At 73.0% G+C, this 17,546-nt stretch carries 16 protein-coding genes and 1 riboswitch; of the genes, 11 read left to right on the top strand and 5 right to left on the bottom strand.

The window, feature by feature from the left end; genetic code table 11:
- Nucleotides 1–124: 124 nt before the first annotated feature.
- Nucleotides 125–916 carry a helix-turn-helix transcriptional regulator gene (locus FF100_RS25545; RefSeq protein ID WP_139038588.1) on the bottom strand — a complete coding sequence of 264 codons (792 nt, stop codon included), beginning with the start codon at nt 914–916 and terminating at the stop codon, nt 125–127.
- Between the two features lie 89 nt (nt 917–1,005).
- Here FF100_RS25545 and FF100_RS25540 point away from each other — a divergent pair, with 89 nt between their 5' ends.
- On the top strand, nt 1,006–1,767 hold the full coding sequence (locus tag FF100_RS25540) for a class I SAM-dependent methyltransferase (protein WP_139038587.1): 762 nt from the start codon (nt 1,006–1,008) through the stop codon (nt 1,765–1,767).
- A 170-nt stretch (nt 1,768–1,937) separates the two neighbouring features.
- Here FF100_RS25540 and FF100_RS25535 read toward each other — a convergent pair whose 3' ends face one another.
- From FF100_RS25535 to FF100_RS25525, 3 genes are all read right to left on the bottom strand, one after another.
- Nucleotides 1,938–4,226 carry a putative bifunctional diguanylate cyclase/phosphodiesterase gene (locus FF100_RS25535; protein WP_139038586.1) on the bottom strand — a complete coding sequence of 763 codons (2,289 nt, stop codon included), beginning with the start codon at nt 4,224–4,226 and terminating at the stop codon, nt 1,938–1,940.
- 661 nt (nt 4,227–4,887) lie between these two features.
- Nucleotides 4,888–6,357: a PepSY domain-containing protein gene (locus FF100_RS25530; protein WP_139038585.1), complete on the bottom strand. Its 1,470-nt coding sequence runs from the start codon at nt 6,355–6,357 to the stop codon at nt 4,888–4,890.
- Nucleotides 6,357–8,495: a TonB-dependent receptor gene (locus FF100_RS25525; protein ID WP_139038584.1), complete on the bottom strand. Its 2,139-nt coding sequence runs from the start codon at nt 8,493–8,495 to the stop codon at nt 6,357–6,359. The genes FF100_RS25530 and FF100_RS25525 overlap by 1 nt, the downstream gene beginning before the upstream one ends.
- Before the next feature lie 263 nt (nt 8,496–8,758).
- A riboswitch (cobalamin riboswitch) is annotated at nt 8,759–8,953 on the bottom strand.
- Nucleotides 8,954–9,335: 382 nt separating this feature from the next.
- Between FF100_RS25525 and FF100_RS25520 the strand changes: the two genes are divergently transcribed.
- From FF100_RS25520 to FF100_RS25495, 6 genes are all read left to right on the top strand, one after another.
- Nucleotides 9,336–10,550: an ABC transporter substrate-binding protein gene (locus tag FF100_RS25520; protein WP_139038583.1), complete on the top strand. Its 1,215-nt coding sequence runs from the start codon at nt 9,336–9,338 to the stop codon at nt 10,548–10,550.
- A gap of 64 nt (nt 10,551–10,614) precedes the next feature.
- On the top strand, nt 10,615–11,442 hold the full coding sequence (locus FF100_RS25515) for an aldo/keto reductase (RefSeq protein WP_139038582.1): 828 nt from the start codon (nt 10,615–10,617) through the stop codon (nt 11,440–11,442).
- A gap of 70 nt (nt 11,443–11,512) precedes the next feature.
- Nucleotides 11,513–11,950: an acyl-CoA thioesterase gene (locus FF100_RS25510; protein ID WP_139038581.1), complete on the top strand. Its 438-nt coding sequence runs from the start codon at nt 11,513–11,515 to the stop codon at nt 11,948–11,950.
- Nucleotides 11,947–12,345 (top strand): ACT domain-containing protein, encoded by a 399-nt coding sequence (locus tag FF100_RS25505; RefSeq protein WP_139038580.1) that lies wholly within the window; start codon nt 11,947–11,949, stop codon nt 12,343–12,345. Before FF100_RS25510 ends, FF100_RS25505 begins: the two co-directional genes overlap by 4 nt.
- A gap of 115 nt (nt 12,346–12,460) precedes the next feature.
- Complete coding sequence (locus FF100_RS25500; RefSeq protein WP_139038579.1) at nt 12,461–12,679, top strand: hypothetical protein; 219 nt, start codon at nt 12,461–12,463, stop codon at nt 12,677–12,679.
- A 1-nt stretch (nt 12,680) separates the two neighbouring features.
- A complete protein-coding gene (locus tag FF100_RS25495; RefSeq protein ID WP_425463352.1) occupies nt 12,681–13,445 on the top strand; it encodes a sulfite exporter TauE/SafE family protein in 765 nt (254 codons plus the stop codon).
- 7 nt (nt 13,446–13,452) lie between these two features.
- Here the strand turns inward: FF100_RS25495 and FF100_RS25490 are convergent, their stop codons facing one another.
- The gene (locus FF100_RS25490) at nt 13,453–14,073 is read right to left on the bottom strand and encodes a hypothetical protein (protein WP_139038578.1); all 621 of its coding nucleotides are present in this window, start codon (nt 14,071–14,073) and stop codon (nt 13,453–13,455) included.
- Between the two features lie 343 nt (nt 14,074–14,416).
- Between FF100_RS25490 and FF100_RS25485 the strand changes: the two genes are divergently transcribed.
- The 4 genes from FF100_RS25485 to FF100_RS25470 all read left to right on the top strand — a co-directional run bounded on the left by FF100_RS25485 (nt 14,417) and on the right by FF100_RS25470 (nt 17,337).
- Complete coding sequence (locus FF100_RS25485) at nt 14,417–14,605, top strand: hypothetical protein (RefSeq protein ID WP_139038577.1); 189 nt, start codon at nt 14,417–14,419, stop codon at nt 14,603–14,605.
- Nucleotides 14,606–14,819: 214 nt separating this feature from the next.
- Nucleotides 14,820–15,581, top strand: a complete 762-nt coding sequence (locus FF100_RS25480; RefSeq protein WP_139038576.1) for a 5-oxoprolinase subunit PxpA — start codon at nt 14,820–14,822, stop codon at nt 15,579–15,581.
- 5 nt (nt 15,582–15,586) lie between these two features.
- Nucleotides 15,587–16,309, top strand: a complete 723-nt coding sequence (locus FF100_RS25475) for a 5-oxoprolinase subunit B family protein (protein ID WP_139038575.1) — start codon at nt 15,587–15,589, stop codon at nt 16,307–16,309.
- Complete coding sequence (locus tag FF100_RS25470) at nt 16,306–17,337, top strand: 5-oxoprolinase subunit C family protein (protein WP_139038574.1); 1,032 nt, start codon at nt 16,306–16,308, stop codon at nt 17,335–17,337. The genes FF100_RS25475 and FF100_RS25470 overlap by 4 nt, the downstream gene beginning before the upstream one ends.
- The last annotated feature ends 209 nt before the right edge of the window (nt 17,338–17,546 follow it).

The raw sequence follows: 17,546 nt of genomic DNA, 5'->3' as shown, positions 1-17,546 counted from the left end.
CGGATCATGCCGGGGCCGCGACAGCGGAGCCCGAAACGATCCGGCGGATGGGGATCCGGCCGTTCGACCCGGCCCGAGCGCCACCGCCATCGCGATGGCATTCCGACGGCGGGCGATCGACGGGCTACCGCGGCAGCAGGACGACGAGCTTGTGGTCCGGCTGGGTCGCGGGGACGAAGGTGACCTGCTCGTAGCGCAGCCGGCCGTCCTCCGGGTGATCGAAGCTGCGCAGGCCGCCCTCCCGGGCCAGCACGGCGTGGTCGTTCCAGAACATCGCGAAGTCGGGACTGGATCGGCGCAGCTCGCGGACCAGATCGACCATCGCCGGATCGTCCGGATTGTGCCCGGTATCGGCCCGGAACTCGGCCAGCAGGCGACGGGCGCGCTCCTCCCAGTCCACGATGAAGCGGCGTGCCGCCGCGTGCAGGAACACGAACCGCAGCAGGCACGGCTCGCCGCCATCGAACCAGGGGGCGAAGAGGCGCCCTGCGGCGTCGTTCCAGCCGCGCGCCCGCCAGAGCCGGTCGAGCAGGTAGGCCGGAACCGACAGGGCGCCGAGCGTGTCGAGCAGGTCAGGGGGAGCGGCGGCCGAGTCCGGCACCGCGGCGGGTGCGGACGGGTCGCGCCGGCGGGTCAGCTCGAACAGGTAGGCGCGCTCCGCCGGGTTCAGGCGCAGGCCGTCCGCGAGACGGGCCAGGGCCGCCGCCGACAGGGCGATGTCCCGTCCCTGCTCGACCCAGGTGTACCAGGTCGTGCTGAGGCCACTGAGCTGCGCCACCTCCTCCCGCCGCAGGCCGGGCGTACGCCGCCGACCTTGCGCGCCGGGCGGCTGCCCGATCGCGGCGGGCGCCAGCGCCTCCCGGCGGGCACGGAGAAAGGCGCCGAGGAGGCGCCGCTGGTCGACGGGCAGGGACATGCGGGTGCTGGATATACCAGCATATCCTGCCAACTTGTACCAGCATGGGGGCGGCCTCACGGTGGCGGTGCCACTGGAGAGACCCCTCGATGACAACCCAGCACGCCTTCGTCGCCCAGGAATATGGCGCTCGGGCCCCGGACTACGTCACCAGCACGGTTCACAGCGCCGGCGGCGACCTCGATCAGGTGGAGGCGATCGTGCGCGGCCTCTCCGCCGCACGGGTGCTCGACCTCGGGTGCGGCGGCGGTCACGTCAGCTACCGTGCAGCGCCATACGTCGCCGAGGTCGTCGCCTGCGACATCACCCCGGCCATGCTGGAGGCCGTCGCTGCGGCGGCGGCCGAGCGCGGCCTGTCCAACATCACCGTCCGGCAGGCGGCTGCGGAAGCGTTGCCCTTCCCGCCGGCGTCCTTCGACGCCGTGCTGTGCCGCTTCTCCGCGCATCACTGGCAGGATCTGGAGGCCGGGCTGCGCGAGGCGCGCCGCGTCCTGAAGCCCGGGGGACGGGGCGTGCTCATCGACACGGTCGCGCCGGCCGACCGCGTCCTCGACAGCCACCTGCAGGCGATCGAGCTGCTGCGGGACGCCTCGCATGTCCGCAACTACAGCACGGCCGAGCTGGTCTCCGCCCTGTCGCGGGCGGGTTTCGCCGTCGAGAGCCTCACGATGCGGCGGCTGCGGATGGAATTTCCCGTCTGGACCGCACGCACGCGGACGCCCGCGCCTCACGCCGAGGCCATCCGCTCGCTGCAGGACCGGGCCCCCGCCGTGGTCCGGGAGTATTTCGCGGTCGGCCCGGACGGGAGCTTCGACCTCGACTCGGCGGCCCTCGTCGCGGTCGCGGGCTAGGCCCGGGTCGACCCGCGGCCGACGCCGCCGGATGGGTCCGGGTCTCCGATCCGGCCGCACGCTCTGCGGCGCAACGGCGTCCGCGTCGTCGGACGATGCGCCGGCGCCCGGATGCGGCGGACGCCGCCGCGGCCTGTCACGCCGCCAGGGTCCTCACGCCGCCAGGGTCCTCACGCCGCCAGGGTCTTGGCCAGCCGGTCCTCCGCCCGCCAGCGGTCGATCAAGGCCCGGGCCTCGTCGGCCGGGACCGGGCGGCTGAAGAGGTAGCCCTGGACCTCGTCGCAGCCGAGCAGCGCCAGGACGTGGTGCTGGTCGGCGGTCTCGATCCCCTCGGCGGTGGTGCGCATGCCGAGCACCCGGGCGATGTCGATGACGGCGCGGACGATCGCGGCGTTCTGCGCCCCCGCGCCGAGCCCGGTGACGAAGCTGCGGTCGACCTTGATGCGGTCGAACGGGAAGCTCCGCAGGTAGTTGAGCGACGAGTAGCCGGTGCCGAAATCGTCCATCGCGACGTGGAGGCCGAGCGCCTTGAGGTCGCGCAGGATCGCGAGCGTCGCCTCGCCGCTGTCGAGCAGCATCTGCTCGGTGATCTCGAGCTCGAGGCGGTGGGCCGGCAGGCCGGTGCGGGCCAGCACGCCGCGCACCATCCCGACGAGGTCGGGGCCGGAGAACTGCACCGGCGACAGGTTGACGGCGATCTTCAGCCGGTCGGGCCAGGTCGCGGCCTGGCGGCAGGCCTCGGTCAGCGACCACTCGCCGATGGCGTGGATCAGGCCGCATTCCTCGGCGATCGAGATGAACAGCGAGGGCGGCACGTTGCCCCGCGCCGGGTGGCGCCAGCGCGCCAGCGCCTCGAACCCGGCGATCTCGCCGGTCTTGAGCACGACCGAGGGCTGGTAGTGCAGTTCCAGCTCGCCGCGCTCGATCGCCCGGCGCAGGTCGGCCTCGAGCTGGCGCCGCTCGTCCAGACCTTCGCTCATCTGCCGGTCGTAGAACCGGAAGGTGCCGCGCTTGCTCGCCTTCACGGCGTAGAGCGCGAGGTCGGCGGCGATCAGGATGTCGTCGGCGGTGCCCCCGTCGGCCGGCCCGACCGCGATGCCGATGCTGACGCTGGAGCGGATCTGGTGGCTGCCGATCTCGAAGGGCGGCAGCACCGTCTCGGCGATACGGTGGGCGAGCGCCTCCAGGCGGGCCCGGTCGCCGGCCCGCGGGACCATCAGGGCGAACTCGTCGCCGCCGAGGCGCGCCAGCACCTCGCCGGGCTCCAGCACCGCGGTGAGCCGGTCGGCCACCGCCTGGAGCAGGTGATCGCCGACCTTGTGGCCGAGGGTGTCGTTGACGAGCTTGAACCGGTCGAGGTCGAGGAACATCACCGCGTAGGACGCGTCCGGCGCGGTCCGGGCGGCCTCCGCCCGCCCCTCAAGGGAGGCGCGGAACACCCGGCGGTTCGGCAGGTCGGTCAGGGGGTCGAGGGAGGCGAGCCGCACTACCCGGGCCTCGGCCTCGGAGCGCTTGGCCTCGATGCGCAGGAGCTTCTCGACCGCGATCCCGACCAGCAGCGTCAGCAGGGCCGCCACCACGGCGTCGATCCGCAGGGTGGCGCGGGAATCCTTGTAGATCTCGGATTCCGGCACGCTGACGCTCACCCACAGGGGATGCTCGCGCACCTTGCGGATCGTCACCAGCCGGGTCTCGCTGCCGTCGGGCATCTCGAGGGTGAAGGTGCCGGAGCGGCCGGTGCGGATCTTCGCGTAGGTCTCGGTGCGGCTGAGATCGGCGCCGACCCCGAACCCGCCCCCGGCCCCGCCGCTCGAGCGCACCACCCCGTCGCTGCCGATGAGCGAGATCGCCGCCGGGGTGCCGAGGTCGATCTTGTCGTAGAACTGGGTCAGGTGGCTCGGGTTGAGCGAGGCCACCACCACGCCGCCGAAGCCGCCATCCGCACCGCGGAACCGGCGGCTGAACTGCACCGAGACCCGGCCGCTCGCCCGCCCGATCACCGGACGGCTGATATAGAGGATGTCGTCGGGGCTCTCGACATGGACGCGGAAATGGTCGCGGTCGCTGAGGTCGGTCGCCGGCGGCGGCTGCGGCCCGGCATTGGTCGCCCGCATCACTCCGTCCGGCCCGATGATCGCCACCTGCACGATGATCTCGCTCAGGAGATCGGTCGTGTTCGCGATCGTGGCGTAGTCCTCCCGGCCGGAGCGGTTCTCGATGCTGCGCCGCATGTACAGCAGCGATTTGTCGATCTCGCCGATCGAGCGCAGGACGTTCTCCTCGAACACCATCGCGAAATTGTGCGTGGTGCGCTCGGAATCCTGGAGGGCGTTGCGCACGTCGTTCTCGTGCTTGACCGCGACGCCGCCCCACAGGAGCGCCACCACGATCAGGCCCAGGATCACCGGCCCACGGCGCTGCGCCAGGAACCTCGGAAATTGCTTGAGGTACAGGGCCATCCCGGCTCGTCCGACAGCTTCGATCACTAGAGTATGCAGGAGGAAAGTTATCGGTATCTGAATGCCGCTAGCCCATTCCGACGTTTTCGCATGCCGTCACAGTGGCATAGCTTTTCAGAACGGGCTCTCGACTGGCGTGTTGCTTCGTCGATCGGGTTGTTTTTGGGTTGTATAGCCTGGTCAAGCAACTGATCTGTGGGGGCGATGACGTCCCTCCCGCCGTCGATCTGTCGAGCGGCGGAAGCCGACGAAAGTCGATGTCGCGAAACACAACCAATGGTGGTGGTGATTGCAGTGCCGTGATCGACGCCGCAGGTCGATCCGGCGGCGCAGCGGGGGCGCCACGTCTGTGATTCGTCGCGCCGGTGTAGTCGATTGTGCTCGATTCCGTCCCCGGACCGGCGACCGGCGCGCGCCGTTCTGCAACCTGCCCGGCGCACATCCTGCCGCCGACTTCGCCTGCGCGATCGCGAGAAGACTCAGCGTATTCGATGAACTGGGCGTCGTTCGTGCAAGGAAGCTCGGCGCCCGGCAGCGTATCCGGATGATGCGGCCTGTGCGGCAGGCGCCCGCATCGCCAGGATTCCGGTCCATGACATCGGCCGACCGGGGCCGGGACCGGTGCCGGCGGGACGCGGATAGTCGGGGGGACCGGTCGCCGTCACGCGCGTCCCGGCCGTCGACCGCGCCGCCGCAGCCGGCGCCAGCCGAGGACGACGCCGCTGCCCGCGACCGACAGGCCGAGGGCGCTCAGCGCGATGATCAGCCCGATGCGCCAGCCCGGATGCCGCGCCAGCGGGCCGGCATCGAGGGTGTGGAGGGCGTCGAACAGCCAGCGATTGGCCCGCCCGCTGCGGTCGGTCCGGCTAAGGATCGCCCCGGTGGCCGGATCGAGGTGGAACCACGTCCCTGCCGGATCGTCGAAGGCGAGGCGCAGCACCGGCAGAGGCAGGGCGCCGTGGCGGTCGTACCAGTAGTCATCCGGCGCGGCGATCCGCGTCACGGCGCGCAGCGGGGTCTCGGGCAGCAGCCGGCGTCCAGCCGCGACGACAGCCTCGGGCGTGAGCGCCGTGCCGCAGCACGGGGCGGTCCCGCCCGGTCCGGCCGCGGTGACGAGGGGCCGGCCGCCGATCCAGGCGAAGTCGAGCGCCACGCTCCCCGCGGGCGCCCGCGCGACCGCGTCGAGACCGAGAGGGAAGACCGGCGCCGTCTGCCCGGCATAGGAGTCCCGCATGGCGGCATCGGGCGCGCGGGGGCCGAACCAGCCGCGCGGGTTCATCGACAGCCAGCCGCTGAGCAGGAAGGTGACGATCGCGAGACCGCCGGCGACGCCCGCGAGATGGTGCCAGGCGGTCCAGCCGCGATACGGCGTGAGCCGGTCGCGCATCAGCCTGACGAAGCCGAGGGCGTAGCCGCTGACCGCTCCCGCGAGCGCGATGCCGGAGAGCCACAGGACCACGTCCTGCCACAAGCCCGCCCGCGCCCGCAGCGGCGTGAGGTAGATCCAGTGGGTCACCGCGCCGACCCAGTTCCACACCCGCTCGGTCCGCGTGGTGTCGAGGACGAGCTCCCCCGTGGCGACCGAGAGGGTGAGCTCGGTCCCGGCGGCATCGCCGAGGGCGACGCGCCGGAACGGCCTTGCCGCATCGAAGCGGGCCGTCACCGTCCACTGGTCGCGGGTCACCGGCCCGAGATCGGTGACCGACCGCGCCGCCGGGTGGGTCGCGGCGAGCGCCGCCGCGCTCGCGGCGTCGAGCGGCGGGACGGGCAGGCCGGTCGCCGCCGACACGGCCCGGCGCACCCCGTCGGCGCCGGTGATCCAGTAGGCGGGTTCGCCGCCCCGCATCGCCAGGGTGAGGCGGGCGGGGAATCGGGCGAGGCCCGCCCGCGCCATCGCCTCCTGCGGCGTCAGCCGCACCGCCGCCCGGTCGAGCGGCGGCAGGGCGGCGAGCCGCTCGGCCTCGGTGAGAGCGGGGAAGCCGACGGCCAGCATCACCAGCCCGGAGGCGAACCAGGCGACGACGAAGACGCCGGTGACGATGCCGAGCCAGCGATGGCCGAGATGCAGCCACCGTTTCAGCCGCTTGACCAGGGCCTTCGACGCCGAGCCCGTCAGCCTTGGGGCCCGCATCAGAACGTGACGTGGTAGGCGAGCTCGACCGAGCGCGGGCGGCCGAGCAGCCAGGAATTGGTGTTGCCCGAGACCGCGTAGAGCTGGTCGGTGAGGTTGTAGCCGCGCAGGGACAGGCGCGAGGTCGGGGTCACCTGCCAGTCCAGGGTGGCGTTCACCAGCGTGTAGGCCGGGCGCCGGACCGTGTTGGCGAAGTCGCTGAAGACCGGCCCGACATCGTTGACGCCGAGCCGCGCCACCCAGCCCGGGGCGAAGGCGTAGCTGAGCCAGACATTGGTGACGCGCTGCGGCACCTCGGTCGGGACCTTGCCGGAAAACGACACCAGGCCCGCATCGGTGACTTGCGAGAAATTGTCGTAGCGGGCCCGCAGCAGGGCGGTGTTGGCCTCGATGCGCCAGGCCTCCGACAGCTGGTAGGCGACGGCGACCTCGATGCCCCGCGACGACTGGCTGCCGACCGCCGCGACCTCGGTCGGCCGGTCGGGGATCGGGGTCAGCAGGTTGTCCTTGCGGATGTGGTAGGCCGCGAAGGTCCACTCGCCGCGACCGTTGTCGAACAGGCCCTTGGCGCCGGCCTCGACCTGCTCGCCGGTGGCGAGCTGGAACTGCGCCTGCGACACGCTGGTGGTGATCAGGCTGCCGAGGGGATCGGCCGCGGTGGCGTACTGGGCATACAGGGCAAGGTCGGGCGTCGGGGTGTAGACCGCGGCGATGCGGGTGCTGACCGAATCGAAGGTCTTCTCGAACGCCGTCCCGGCGAGGGGCCGGCTCACCGCGACCGTCGGCGCGTCGTAGCGGATGCCGGTGACGAGGGCGAGCTGGGGCGACAGCTCCAGCCGGTCCTCGGCGAAGACCGAGGCCTGGCGGGTGCGCGAGACGATGTCGGTGCGGGTGCCCGCGAGGTTGATGAAGCCGCCTTGGGCGAACGTGTACGGATCGACGAAGCTCGCGCCGCCGAACGGGGAATTGCTGTCGCGCCGGAAATCGATGTGGTTGACGTCGAAGCCGGCCACCACGGAATTCTTGAAGCCGAACAGGCTGCCGCGGAAGGTGGCGTCGAAGCGGTTGCCGATCTGCTCCTCGTGATGGAAGATCTCGATGTAGTCGTCGCGCCGGATCAGCCCGTTCGCCGGCTGGTAGGTGTATTGCTCGACGTCGCGCCAGTGCCGCTCGGTCGAGAGACGGTAGGCGGTGTTGCGGATCGTGATGTCGGCCGTGGGGGTCCACTCGGTGCGCAGCTGGGTCCAGTTGTCGAACCAGGCGATCTGCGAATCCCGGATGTTGTAGTTGGTGAAGCGCAGGCGGTCGGGCACCCGGTCGCCGACCAGCGGCGAGCCCCAGTAGCGCGCCGGCTCGTTATAGCCGAGATCGTGCGAGAGGGTGACGCTCAGGTCGGGCGCCGCCCGCCACGTCACCGCGGCCGAGAGGGCGATGTTGCGAAAATCGCCGTCGGGCTTCACCCAGCCGTCGGCCCGGTTGCCGCTCAGGTTGATCCGGTAGGCCAGGTCCTCGCCGACCGGCCCGCCGGTATCGAGGGCGAGCCGCGCCACGCCGTCCGAGCCGATCGCCGCCCGGGCCTCGCCGATGGGGGTGAAGACCGGCTTCTTCGGCACCACGTTGATGATGCCGCCGATCGCGCCCTCGCCGTAGAGCACCGAGGCCGGGCCGCGCAGGACCTCGATCCGCTCCGCCGACCAGGTGTCGAACGGGAACGTCACCGTGCCGGCTCCGACATAGAGCCGGGTGCCGTCATAGAGCTGCTGCACCGAGCCGGCGCCGGCAAAGCCCCGCGCCGTGAAGGCGAGGTTGCCGTTGCCCGGCGCCGCGATGCTGGTGATGCCGACGGCGTTCTGGGTCACCGCCTCCTCGACGGTGTTCTGGCCGCGGGCCCGGATGGTCTCGCCGCTGATGATGTCGAGGCTCGCCGGGGTCTCGAGCGGGGTGAGGCCGAGGCGGGAGCCTGAGCGCGACGGCGTCGCGAGGTTGAGGCCGGGGGCGGCGGCGTCGCGGCCGCGCATGCCCGCGACGTCGATGGTGTCGAGGGTCAGGTCTTCCGCGGCGCCGGGCTGGGCGGCGAGGAGCGGAGCGGCGAGGGCGGTGGCGAAGGTGGTGAAACGCGAGGCGCGGAGCGCGGGCATGATGGGGTCCGGGGCAGGCTGACGCCCGTCCGTAGCGGGTCACGCCGCAAATGTAACGTTATAAAGTTACATATCTGGCCTCCGGCTCGGCGCGCGTGTTGATGCCGACGCGCGGGGCGCGCCGGATCTGCGGGTCGGCGGGGGAGGGCGGGAGACACGGTGGGACGGCACGCGGCTGTGGCACGTCACCGCGAACGACAGCGGGGCGACGGCCTGGGCCGACGCCTCGACACCCATCAGGACACCCCGCCCGACGTGCTCGCGTGTGACCACGGCTGACGGCAGGTCTCCTGGCTCACGGGTCCGCGCCTGCCATCGTCTTCCCAGGGTCGAGGCCCCAGTGACGTGAGTGATGGAAGGCTCGCCGCTTACAGTTGCGGGGGCAGCCGCGGCATCGGGCAAGCCCTCACCGCGTTCCCTTTTGATCCCCGAGGGGAACCGTCGATCGGAAGCTTAGCCGTTCAGTGACGAAGGAGCAATGGCAGGGAGAAGGAGTTCCCATTCGCAGCCCCGTCAAAAACCCTCCCCCTTTGCAGGGGAGGGCGCCCTGGGGAGCCGGGCGGGACGGGGGCGCCGTTCCCGGAAACGGCGCGCGCGTCATGAAGGGCGCCACCACGATCAACGCCGTGCCGACCCTCTCCCGACCCGTCCGATGCAGGGGCCACCCTCCCCCGCAGAGGGGGGGTTGGGTTCACGGGCTACACCCGACGCGTCACATCCCAGCTTTCTCAACCACGCCGAGCGATCCGCATCGACGCCGCCGCGCACCCCTGACATACAGGGCCCGAACCGGCCTTGCCGGGAACAAGATCTGACAAAAACTCTCTGGGAGGTCCCCCGATGTCGTTTCGCTCTCGGGTTGCCGGCGCCGCCGGCCTCGCTTTGTCGCTGGCCCTCACCACCTCCGCCCTCGCGCAGGATTCCAAGGCTCCGATCAAGATCGGCGTGCTCAGCGACATGAGCGGGCCCTTCGCCGACCAAGCCGGCACCGGCTCGGTGACGGCGGCGCAGCTCGCTGTCGAGGACTTCGCCAAGGAGGCCGGCGAGCTCAAGGTCGAGGTCGTGTCGGCCGACCACCAGAACAAGCCCGATATCGGGCTCGCCACCGCCCGCCGCTGGCTCGACCAGGAAGGCGTCTCGACCATCGTCGATCTGCCGAATTCCGCTGTGGCGCTGGCGGTGTCGAACCTGATGCGCGAGCGCCACCGGGTGGCTTTGGCCTCGAGCGCGCTCACCTCCGACCTCACCGGCAAGGCCTGCGCGCCGACCACCGTGCAGTGGGTGTCGGATACCTGGGCGCAAGGGTCGGCCACCGCGCGGGCCATCGCCGGGCGCGGCCTCAAGTCGTGGTACTTCGTCACCGTCGATTACGCGCTGGGCCACGCGCTGGAGCGCGACGCCACCGTGGCGCTCAAGGCCGCCGGCGGCAGCGTGAAGGGATCGAGCAAGCACCCGCTCAATGCCGGCGACTTCGCCTCGCCGCTGCTCTCGGCGCAAGGCTCGGGCGCCCAGGTGCTGGCGCTCGCCGATACCGGCGCCGACATGATCAACGCCGTCAAGCAGGCGGCGGAGTTCGGAGTGATGCCCGAGATGCGGCTCGCCGCCCTGTTCGTGCAGCTCTCGGACGTCCACGCGCTCGGCCTCAAGGCGGCGCAGGGGATGCAGCTCGCCAGCGCCTTCTACTGGGACCGCACCGACGGCACCCGCGCCTTCGCCAAGCGCTTCGGCGAGCGGATGAACGGCCGGATGCCGACCGAGAACCATGCCGGCGTCTATTCCTCGACCCTTGCCTACCTGCGGGCGGTGCGCGACACCGGCACGATCGAGGGCGAGAAGGTGGTCGCGGCGATGCGCGAGAAGCCGATCAACGATCCGCTCTTCGGCACCGTCACGGTGCGCCAGGACGGCCGGGCGGTGCACGACCTGTTCCTGTTCGAGGTGAAGGCCCCGGCCGACAGCAAGGCGGCTTACGATTACTACAAGCTCCTCGCCACCGTGCCGGGCGACCAGGCCTTCCGGCCGATGGCCGACGGGGGCTGCCCGCTGGTGAAGTAAAGCGGCGGCTCGACATCGCCGGGGCCTGCCCCAGATCGGTCTCGTCACCTGTGAGGCCCCGACCATGTCCGACGCGTTCCTGACCCTCAACGACGGGAAGCGTATCCCGCAGCTCGGTTTCGGGGTGTGGCGGCTCGAGAACGACGAGGCCCCGGCGGTGGTCGGGGCCGCCTTCGAGGCCGGCTACCGCCTGATCGACACCGCGGCGATGTACGGCAACGAGGCCGGGATCGGCCGCGCCATCGCCGCCTCGGGGCTGCCCCGCGAGGAGATCGTCGTCACCACCAAGGTCTGGAACGACCGCCACGGCTACGACGAGACCCTGCGGGCCTGCGAGGAGTCGCTGTCGCGCCTCGGCCTCGACCATGTCGACCTCTACCTCGTCCACTGGCCGGTGCCGCAGCGCGGCGCCTATGTCGACACCTGGCGCGCCCTGATGCGCCTGCGCGAGGATGGCCGCGCCCGCTCGATCGGCGTCTGCAACTTCACGGTCGAGCACCTGAAGCGCGTCATCGACGCCACCGGCTCGACGCCCTCGGTCAACCAGGTCGAGCTGCATCCGCGCTTCCAGCAGAATGCCCTGCGCGCCTTCCACGACGAGGCCGGCATCGTCACCGAGGCCTGGGCTCCGCTCGGCCGCGGCGGCGTGCTCGACAATCCCGCCATCGTGGCCATCGCCGGGAAGCACGGCCGCACCCCGGCCCAGGTCGTCCTGCGCTGGCACCTCGACCGCGGCACCGTCGCGATCCCGAAATCGGCCAATCCGGCCCGCATCCGCGAGAACCGCGAGGTCTCCGGCTTCGCCCTCGACGCCGAGGATCGCGCCCGCCTCGACGCCCTCGACGATCCGGCGGGGCGGATGGGGCCGGACCCGGAGACCTTTGGCGCCTGAGCGCGGCTTGATCGGCGGGGCCGGCGCAGCTTACGGTTCCGGCCCCGCCGACCTTTTCGAGAGGCAGACCGTGAGCGGCCGCACGCCCCCCGAGACCCGCGCCGCCTACCGGCGCTTCGTGCCGATCACCACCCGCTGGGCCGACAACGACGTCTACGGCCACGTCAACAACGTGGTCTATTACGCCTTCTTCGACACCGCGGTGAACAGCGTGCTGATCGCGGACGGAGCCCTCGAGATTTCGAAGAGCCCGGTGATCGGCCTCGTGGTCGAGACCGGCTGCCGCTACTTCCGCTCGATGGCGTTTCCCGACCGGGTCACCGCCGGGATCCGGGTCGCGCATCGCGGCACGTCGAGCGTGCGCTACGAGGTCGGGCTGTTCCGCAACGACGAGGACGAGGCGGCGGCGCAGGGCCACTTCGTCCACGTCTATGTCGACCGGGCGACCCAGCGCCCGGTGCCGCTGCCGGACGCCCTGCGGCGGGTGCTGGAGCCGCTGGCTGGATGAGCGGCGAGGCCGACCGGGACAAGCTCCTCGCCGGGATGCGGCCGGAGTTGCGGCCCGGGACCTTCGTCTTCGCGACGGTGGCGGAGGGGGCGATGCCGGCGGATCTCGTCCCCGTCATGAGCTTTCGCGAGGCGGAAGGGACGACCCTGATCCTGTCCGAGGCGGAGGCCGCGCGGGCCGGCCTGCCGGCCGCCTTCCCGTGCCGCTGGATCACGCTCGCGGTGCAGTCCGCGCTCGATGCCGTCGGCTTCCTCGCCGCCGTGACGGCCCGCCTCGCGGAACGCGGCATCGCCGTCAATGCCGTCTCGGCCTTCCACCACGACCACCTCTTCGTCCCGCTCGCGCGGGCGGAGGAGACGATGGAGGTGCTGCAGGATCTCGCCGGCGGCGCGTGAGACCCTGGCCGCACCGGCCTGTGCCTCCCACGAAGGCACCATTCGCCCCTTACGGCTTGTTGCGCCCCCCTTCCGCCGCCCAAGCTCCGGGCATCCCAACCGGAGGACCCCGCCCATGCCGCCGCGCATCGCGCACAATGCCGGAGATCCGCCCGGGGGGGCGGGCCCGCTCGGGCTGATCGCCCTCGCCCTGGCGATCCTGGCCGCCGGCCTTCTCCTCGAAGGGCATCCGGTCGATGCCTCGGTCTCGCCGCAGCTCGCAGCGTCCGAGGCGCCCGCCCGCCCGCTGCCGAGCCCGGAGACGATGCTCCGCGACATGATCGGCCGCGACTGAGGTGACCGACATCCTGTCCGGCACCGCCGGCCCGCTCGGCTGGGCGGTGATCCTCGCCACCTTCCTGCTCGCCGGCTTCGTCAAGGGCGTGATCGGCCTCGGCCTGCCGACGGTGGCGGTCGGGCTCCTCGCCACCGTGATGCCCCCCGCCCAAGCCGTGGCCCTGCTGATCGTGCCCTCCTTCGTCACCAACATCTGGCAGCTGCTCGCCGGCCCCCGCGTCGGCGCCCTGCTGCGGCGGCTGGGGCCGATGATGGCGGCGGTCGCCGTCGGCACCGTGGCGAGCGCCGGGCTGATCGCCGGCGCGCAGGGGCCGGGGCCGGCGAGCGCGCTGGGTCTCGCCCTGGTAGTCTATGCGGTCACCGGGCTCGCCGGCCTGACCCTGCGGGTGCCGGCCCGGGCCGAGCCCTGGCTGTCGCCCCTCGTCGGCCTCGCCACCGGGCTCGTCACCGGGGCGACCGGGGTCTTCGTCATCCCGGCGGTGCCCTACCTCCAGGCGCTGAATCTCGGCCGGGACGACCTGATCCAGGCCCTCGGCCTGTCCTTCACGGTCTCGACCGTCGCGCTCGCCGCCGGGCTCGCCCGGGAGGGCGCGCTGCCGCTCGCCGCCGGGGCCGCCTCGCTCGCCACCCTGGCGCCGGCGCTCCTCGGCATGGCCGCCGGGCAATGGCTGCGCGGCCGGGTCTCCGCCCCGACCTTCCGGCGCGCCTTCCTCATCGGCCTGCTGCTGCTCGGCACCCACCTCGCCCTGCGGCCGTGGCTGTGACCTGCGCCTACTCGTCGTCGTCGTCGAGGGGCCGCAGGATCTGCATCCGCCGGCCCATCGGATCCTCGACGGTGGAGCGGCGCATCACCAGGAAGCCGCCGTCCCGGGCCCGGCGGATCCGGTCGGCGCGGGCATCGACCCAAAGGTCGACGTCGCTGCCCCGCATCTCCGGCGGCAGGGGGCGGGCGACCCGCGCCGGCGGCGCCCGAAGGACCGACCGGGCGGGCGGCGGCGCGACCACGCTGCCCCGGCCCGGCCGCGCGGCGAGCCGCGTCTCGGCCGCGCGGCGGGCGGGGATCCGGCGCTCGGCGTTGCGCGCCGTCGGGGCCGCCCGGGCCGGCCTCGCGACGGTCCGGGTGGTCGGAAGCGTGGAACGGGCGGCCGCGGCGGCCGGGCGGCTCGTCCGGGCCGGCGCGGGTTTGGCCGCGGACTGGGTGGGCGCGGGCTCGGCCGGCCCTTGCGGCTCCGCCGGTTTCGTCGGCGGATCGCTCCAGGCGCGCGCGGCCGGGTTGGATCGGTCCGGGGCGGATTGGGTCTGGGCCGGCTGGTCTTGAGACCGCACCGGCGGCGCCCAGAGGATCCCGAGCAGAAGAGCGAGGCCGGCCGAGCGCCGCATCCCGTCACGCATGATCGCACCTCCGGATCGGCAGGGGACCTGCCAGGCTCCTCGGTTCCGCAGCGGGAGCGGACCGCGCGGGCGGTGGCGCGCGGTCGTCGCAACCCCACCGTGTTGCCGAAGGTAGCGGCGCGCGGTGATGGCGTCCACGCACGGAGGTGAAGAATCCACCGCGCGGGTCAGCGGGGCGTCGTCCCGCTCCGGCCCGACCCGCGTCATCGGGTCCCGCCGCCGTCGGGGAACCCGGCCCGCCCATCGTCGTTCCCGCGCCGGTAGGCCGGTCCCGATCCGTCATCCTCGCGCCGGGTCCGCCGCTTGCCACTGGGGCGCCAAGACTTCGCGGGGATCGGCAGCGATGATTCATTTCGACACGAAGGGGGCCACGGCGGGACAGATCGCCGGGACTGCCGCGGCCTACGAGGCCCGGCTGCGCCAGGCCGCGATGGTGCTCGCCCTGGCGGTCGGCGTCCCGCTGGTCCTGGCCTGGTTCGGCCTGCTCGGCTGGGGCGTGCTCTGGCTCGCCCGAAGCGCGCTCGCGCTCTGACGGCCTGCGCGACCGGGGTGTCCCGGGTTCCGCTGCCGCGGCCCCGGGACGACGCGGGCGCGTTCCGGAGCAGGGTGTCCACCCGGGCAGGCGCGGCACCGGATCGGCGCGAACCGCCTGGGGAGCAACCCGGGCCGGCGCGGCCCGCGGGTTGCAGGGGCGCGGGAGCGGTGCCACGACTCAAGGCTCGCCGATCCCGTCCGGAGTGCCCGCCATGCCGTCCATCGATCTCAATTCGGACCTCGGCGAGGGCTTCGGCGATTACCGGTGCGGCGACGACGCGGCGATGCTGGAGGTGGTGACCTCGGCCAACGTCGCCTGCGGCCTGCATGCGGGCGATCCCGAGATCATGGCCCGCGCCTTCGCCATCGCCCGCGAGCGCGGCGTCGCGGTCGGCGCCCATCCGGGCTACCCGGACCTGTGGGGCTTCGGCCGCCGGGTGCTGCCCTTCACCCCCGGCGAGGTCGAGCGCCTGGTCGCCTACCAGGTCGGCGCTGCGGCGGGGCTCGCGGCCTATGCCGGCCACCGCCTCACCTACGTCAAGGCGCATGGGGCGCTCGCCAACCTGGCGGCGGTCGAGCGGGAGGTGGCGGACGCCATCGCCAAGGCGGTCAAGGCCGTCGACCCGTCGCTCGCGCTGCTCGCCATCGCGCTCACCGCGCAGGTGGCGGCCGGCGAGGCGCAGGGGCTCGAGGTGCACCAGGAGATCTTCGCCGATCGCGGCTACACCGAGGCCGGGTTCCTGATCCCCCGCGGCCAGCCCGGCGCGATGATCACCGACGAGGCGGAGGCTGCCGACAGGGTGCTCGCCATGGTGCAGGAGGGGGCGATCATCGCGGCGAGCGGCCGGCGCCTGCCGACGCCGATCCGCTCGGTCTGCGTCCACGGCGATTCCGCCCACGCCGTCGCCACCGCCCGCGCGGTCCGCGCCCGGCTTGAGGGCGCCGGCGTGCGCCTCGCCCCGTTCCGGGCGTGACCGCGATGGAGAGCCCCCGCCTCCTCGATGCCGGCGAGGCCGCCCTGGTGACGGAGTTCGGCACCACCGTCGATCCGGCGATCCACGACCGGGTGCTCGCCCTCGACGACGCGCTCCGCGCCGCGCCGCCGGAGGGCCTGCGCGAGACGGTGCCGACCTACCGCTCGCTGATGATCCACTACGATCCCCTGGTGCTCGACCGCGACGACCTCGCCGCGCAGGTGCTGGCGCTGGCCGCCCGGCCCGGCGCGGCCCGGGCCGGCGCGGCGATCTGGACGCTGCCCTGCTGCTACGACCCCGCCTTCGCCGAGGATATCGGCGCGGTCGCGCAGGCGACGGGCTTGAGCGTCGAGCGCGTCGCCGCGCTCCATGCGGGGGCCGAGTACCGGGTCTACATGTACGGCTTTGCTCCCGGTTTCGCCTATCTCGGCGGCTTGCCCCCGGACCTCGCGGTGTCCCGCCGCGCCACGCCGCGCCCGCCCCACCCGGCCAACGCGCTGATGATCGGCGGCGGTCTCGCGGCGGTCGGCACCTTCCCGATGCCGACCGGCTGGTACGTCGTCGGCCGCACCCCGGAGCGGCTCTACGCGCCGCACCGGCCCGATCCCTTCCCGGTCGCCGTCGGCGATACCCTGCGCTTCGAGGCGATCGACGCCGCCACCTTCGCGGCCCTCGAGGACCGCGCCGCCACCGGCGAGCTCGTCGCCCAGCGCCGCGAGGCCGCATGACCGCGACGCTCGGCATCCTCTCCGCCGGCCCCGGCGTCACGCTGCAGGATGGCGGCCGCCACGGCTACCTGCGCTACGGCATCACCGCCGCCGGGCCGATGGACCCGCTCGCCCACGCCACCGCCAACCGGGCGCTCGGCAACCCGCAAGGCGCCACGGCGCTCGAAGTGTCGCTCGGCGGCGTCGAGGTGACGGCCGAGGGGGGACCGCTCGGGATCGCGCTCGCCGGCGGCGAGTTCCGGATCAGCCTCGACGGCACCCCGATGCCGCCGGCCTGCGCGCTGACGCTCCAGCCCGGCAGCCGCCTCGTCGTGCGGGCGGGCCGCGCCGGCGCCTGGACCTATCTCGCCGTGGCGGGCCGCTTCGACCTCCCCCCCACCCTCGGCTCGACCGCGACCCACACCCGCTCCGGCTTCGGCGGCCTCGACGGGCGGGCGTTGCGGGCCGGCGACCGGCTGGGCGTGGGCGACGCCCGCCCCGGCCCGGCCGATCCGCACGCCCTGGTGGCGCCCTGGCTCGTCCGCCCACCGGAGGAGATCAGGGTGGTGCTCGGCCCGCAGGACGACTTCTTCGCCCAGGACCAGATCGCCGCCTTCCTCGCCGGGCCCTGGACGGTCACCACCAAGGGCGACCGGATGGCCTGCTTCCTCGACGGGACGCCGCTCACCCACGCCAAGGGCTACAACATCGTCTCGGACGGCATCGCCATGGGGGCGATCCAGGTGCCGGGCGAGGGCTGGCCGATCATCCTGATGGCCGACCGGCAATCCACCGGCGGCTACCCGAAGATCGCCACGGTGATCGGCCCGGATCTCGGGCGGCTCGCCCAGGCGCAGGGCGGCACGCGGATCCGCTTCCGGGCGGTCGACCGCGCCGAGGCGGTGGCGGCGCGGCGCGCCGAGGCCGCGGCGCTCGCCGGCCCGGTGGCGATGGAGCCGCTGATCCGCACCGATTTCAGCGCCGAGTTCCTGCTCGGGCGCAACCTGATCGGCGGGGTGGTGGACGGGGCGGGGATGCACGCGCCGTAGGGGCGCCGGCGGAACAGGACGTCGTGGGAATGACGGCCACCGACGCAAGAACCCTCCCCCCTCTGCGGGGGGAGGGTGCCCCGCGGCGGGTGCGAAAGCACTCGTGCGCGGGGCGGGAGAGGGGACGCCGCTTCCGGAGAAGTCGCGCGCGTCATGACAGGCGCCATCTGGATCAGCGTGGCGCTGCCCCTCTCCCGCCCCGCGCAGAG

It is taken from the genome of Methylobacterium terricola (assembly GCF_006151805.1).
GTDB lineage: Bacteria > Pseudomonadota > Alphaproteobacteria > Rhizobiales > Beijerinckiaceae > Methylobacterium > Methylobacterium terricola.
Note: the sequence above shows the minus strand (reverse complement) of the source record. Positions and strands in the feature narration are given on the sequence as shown.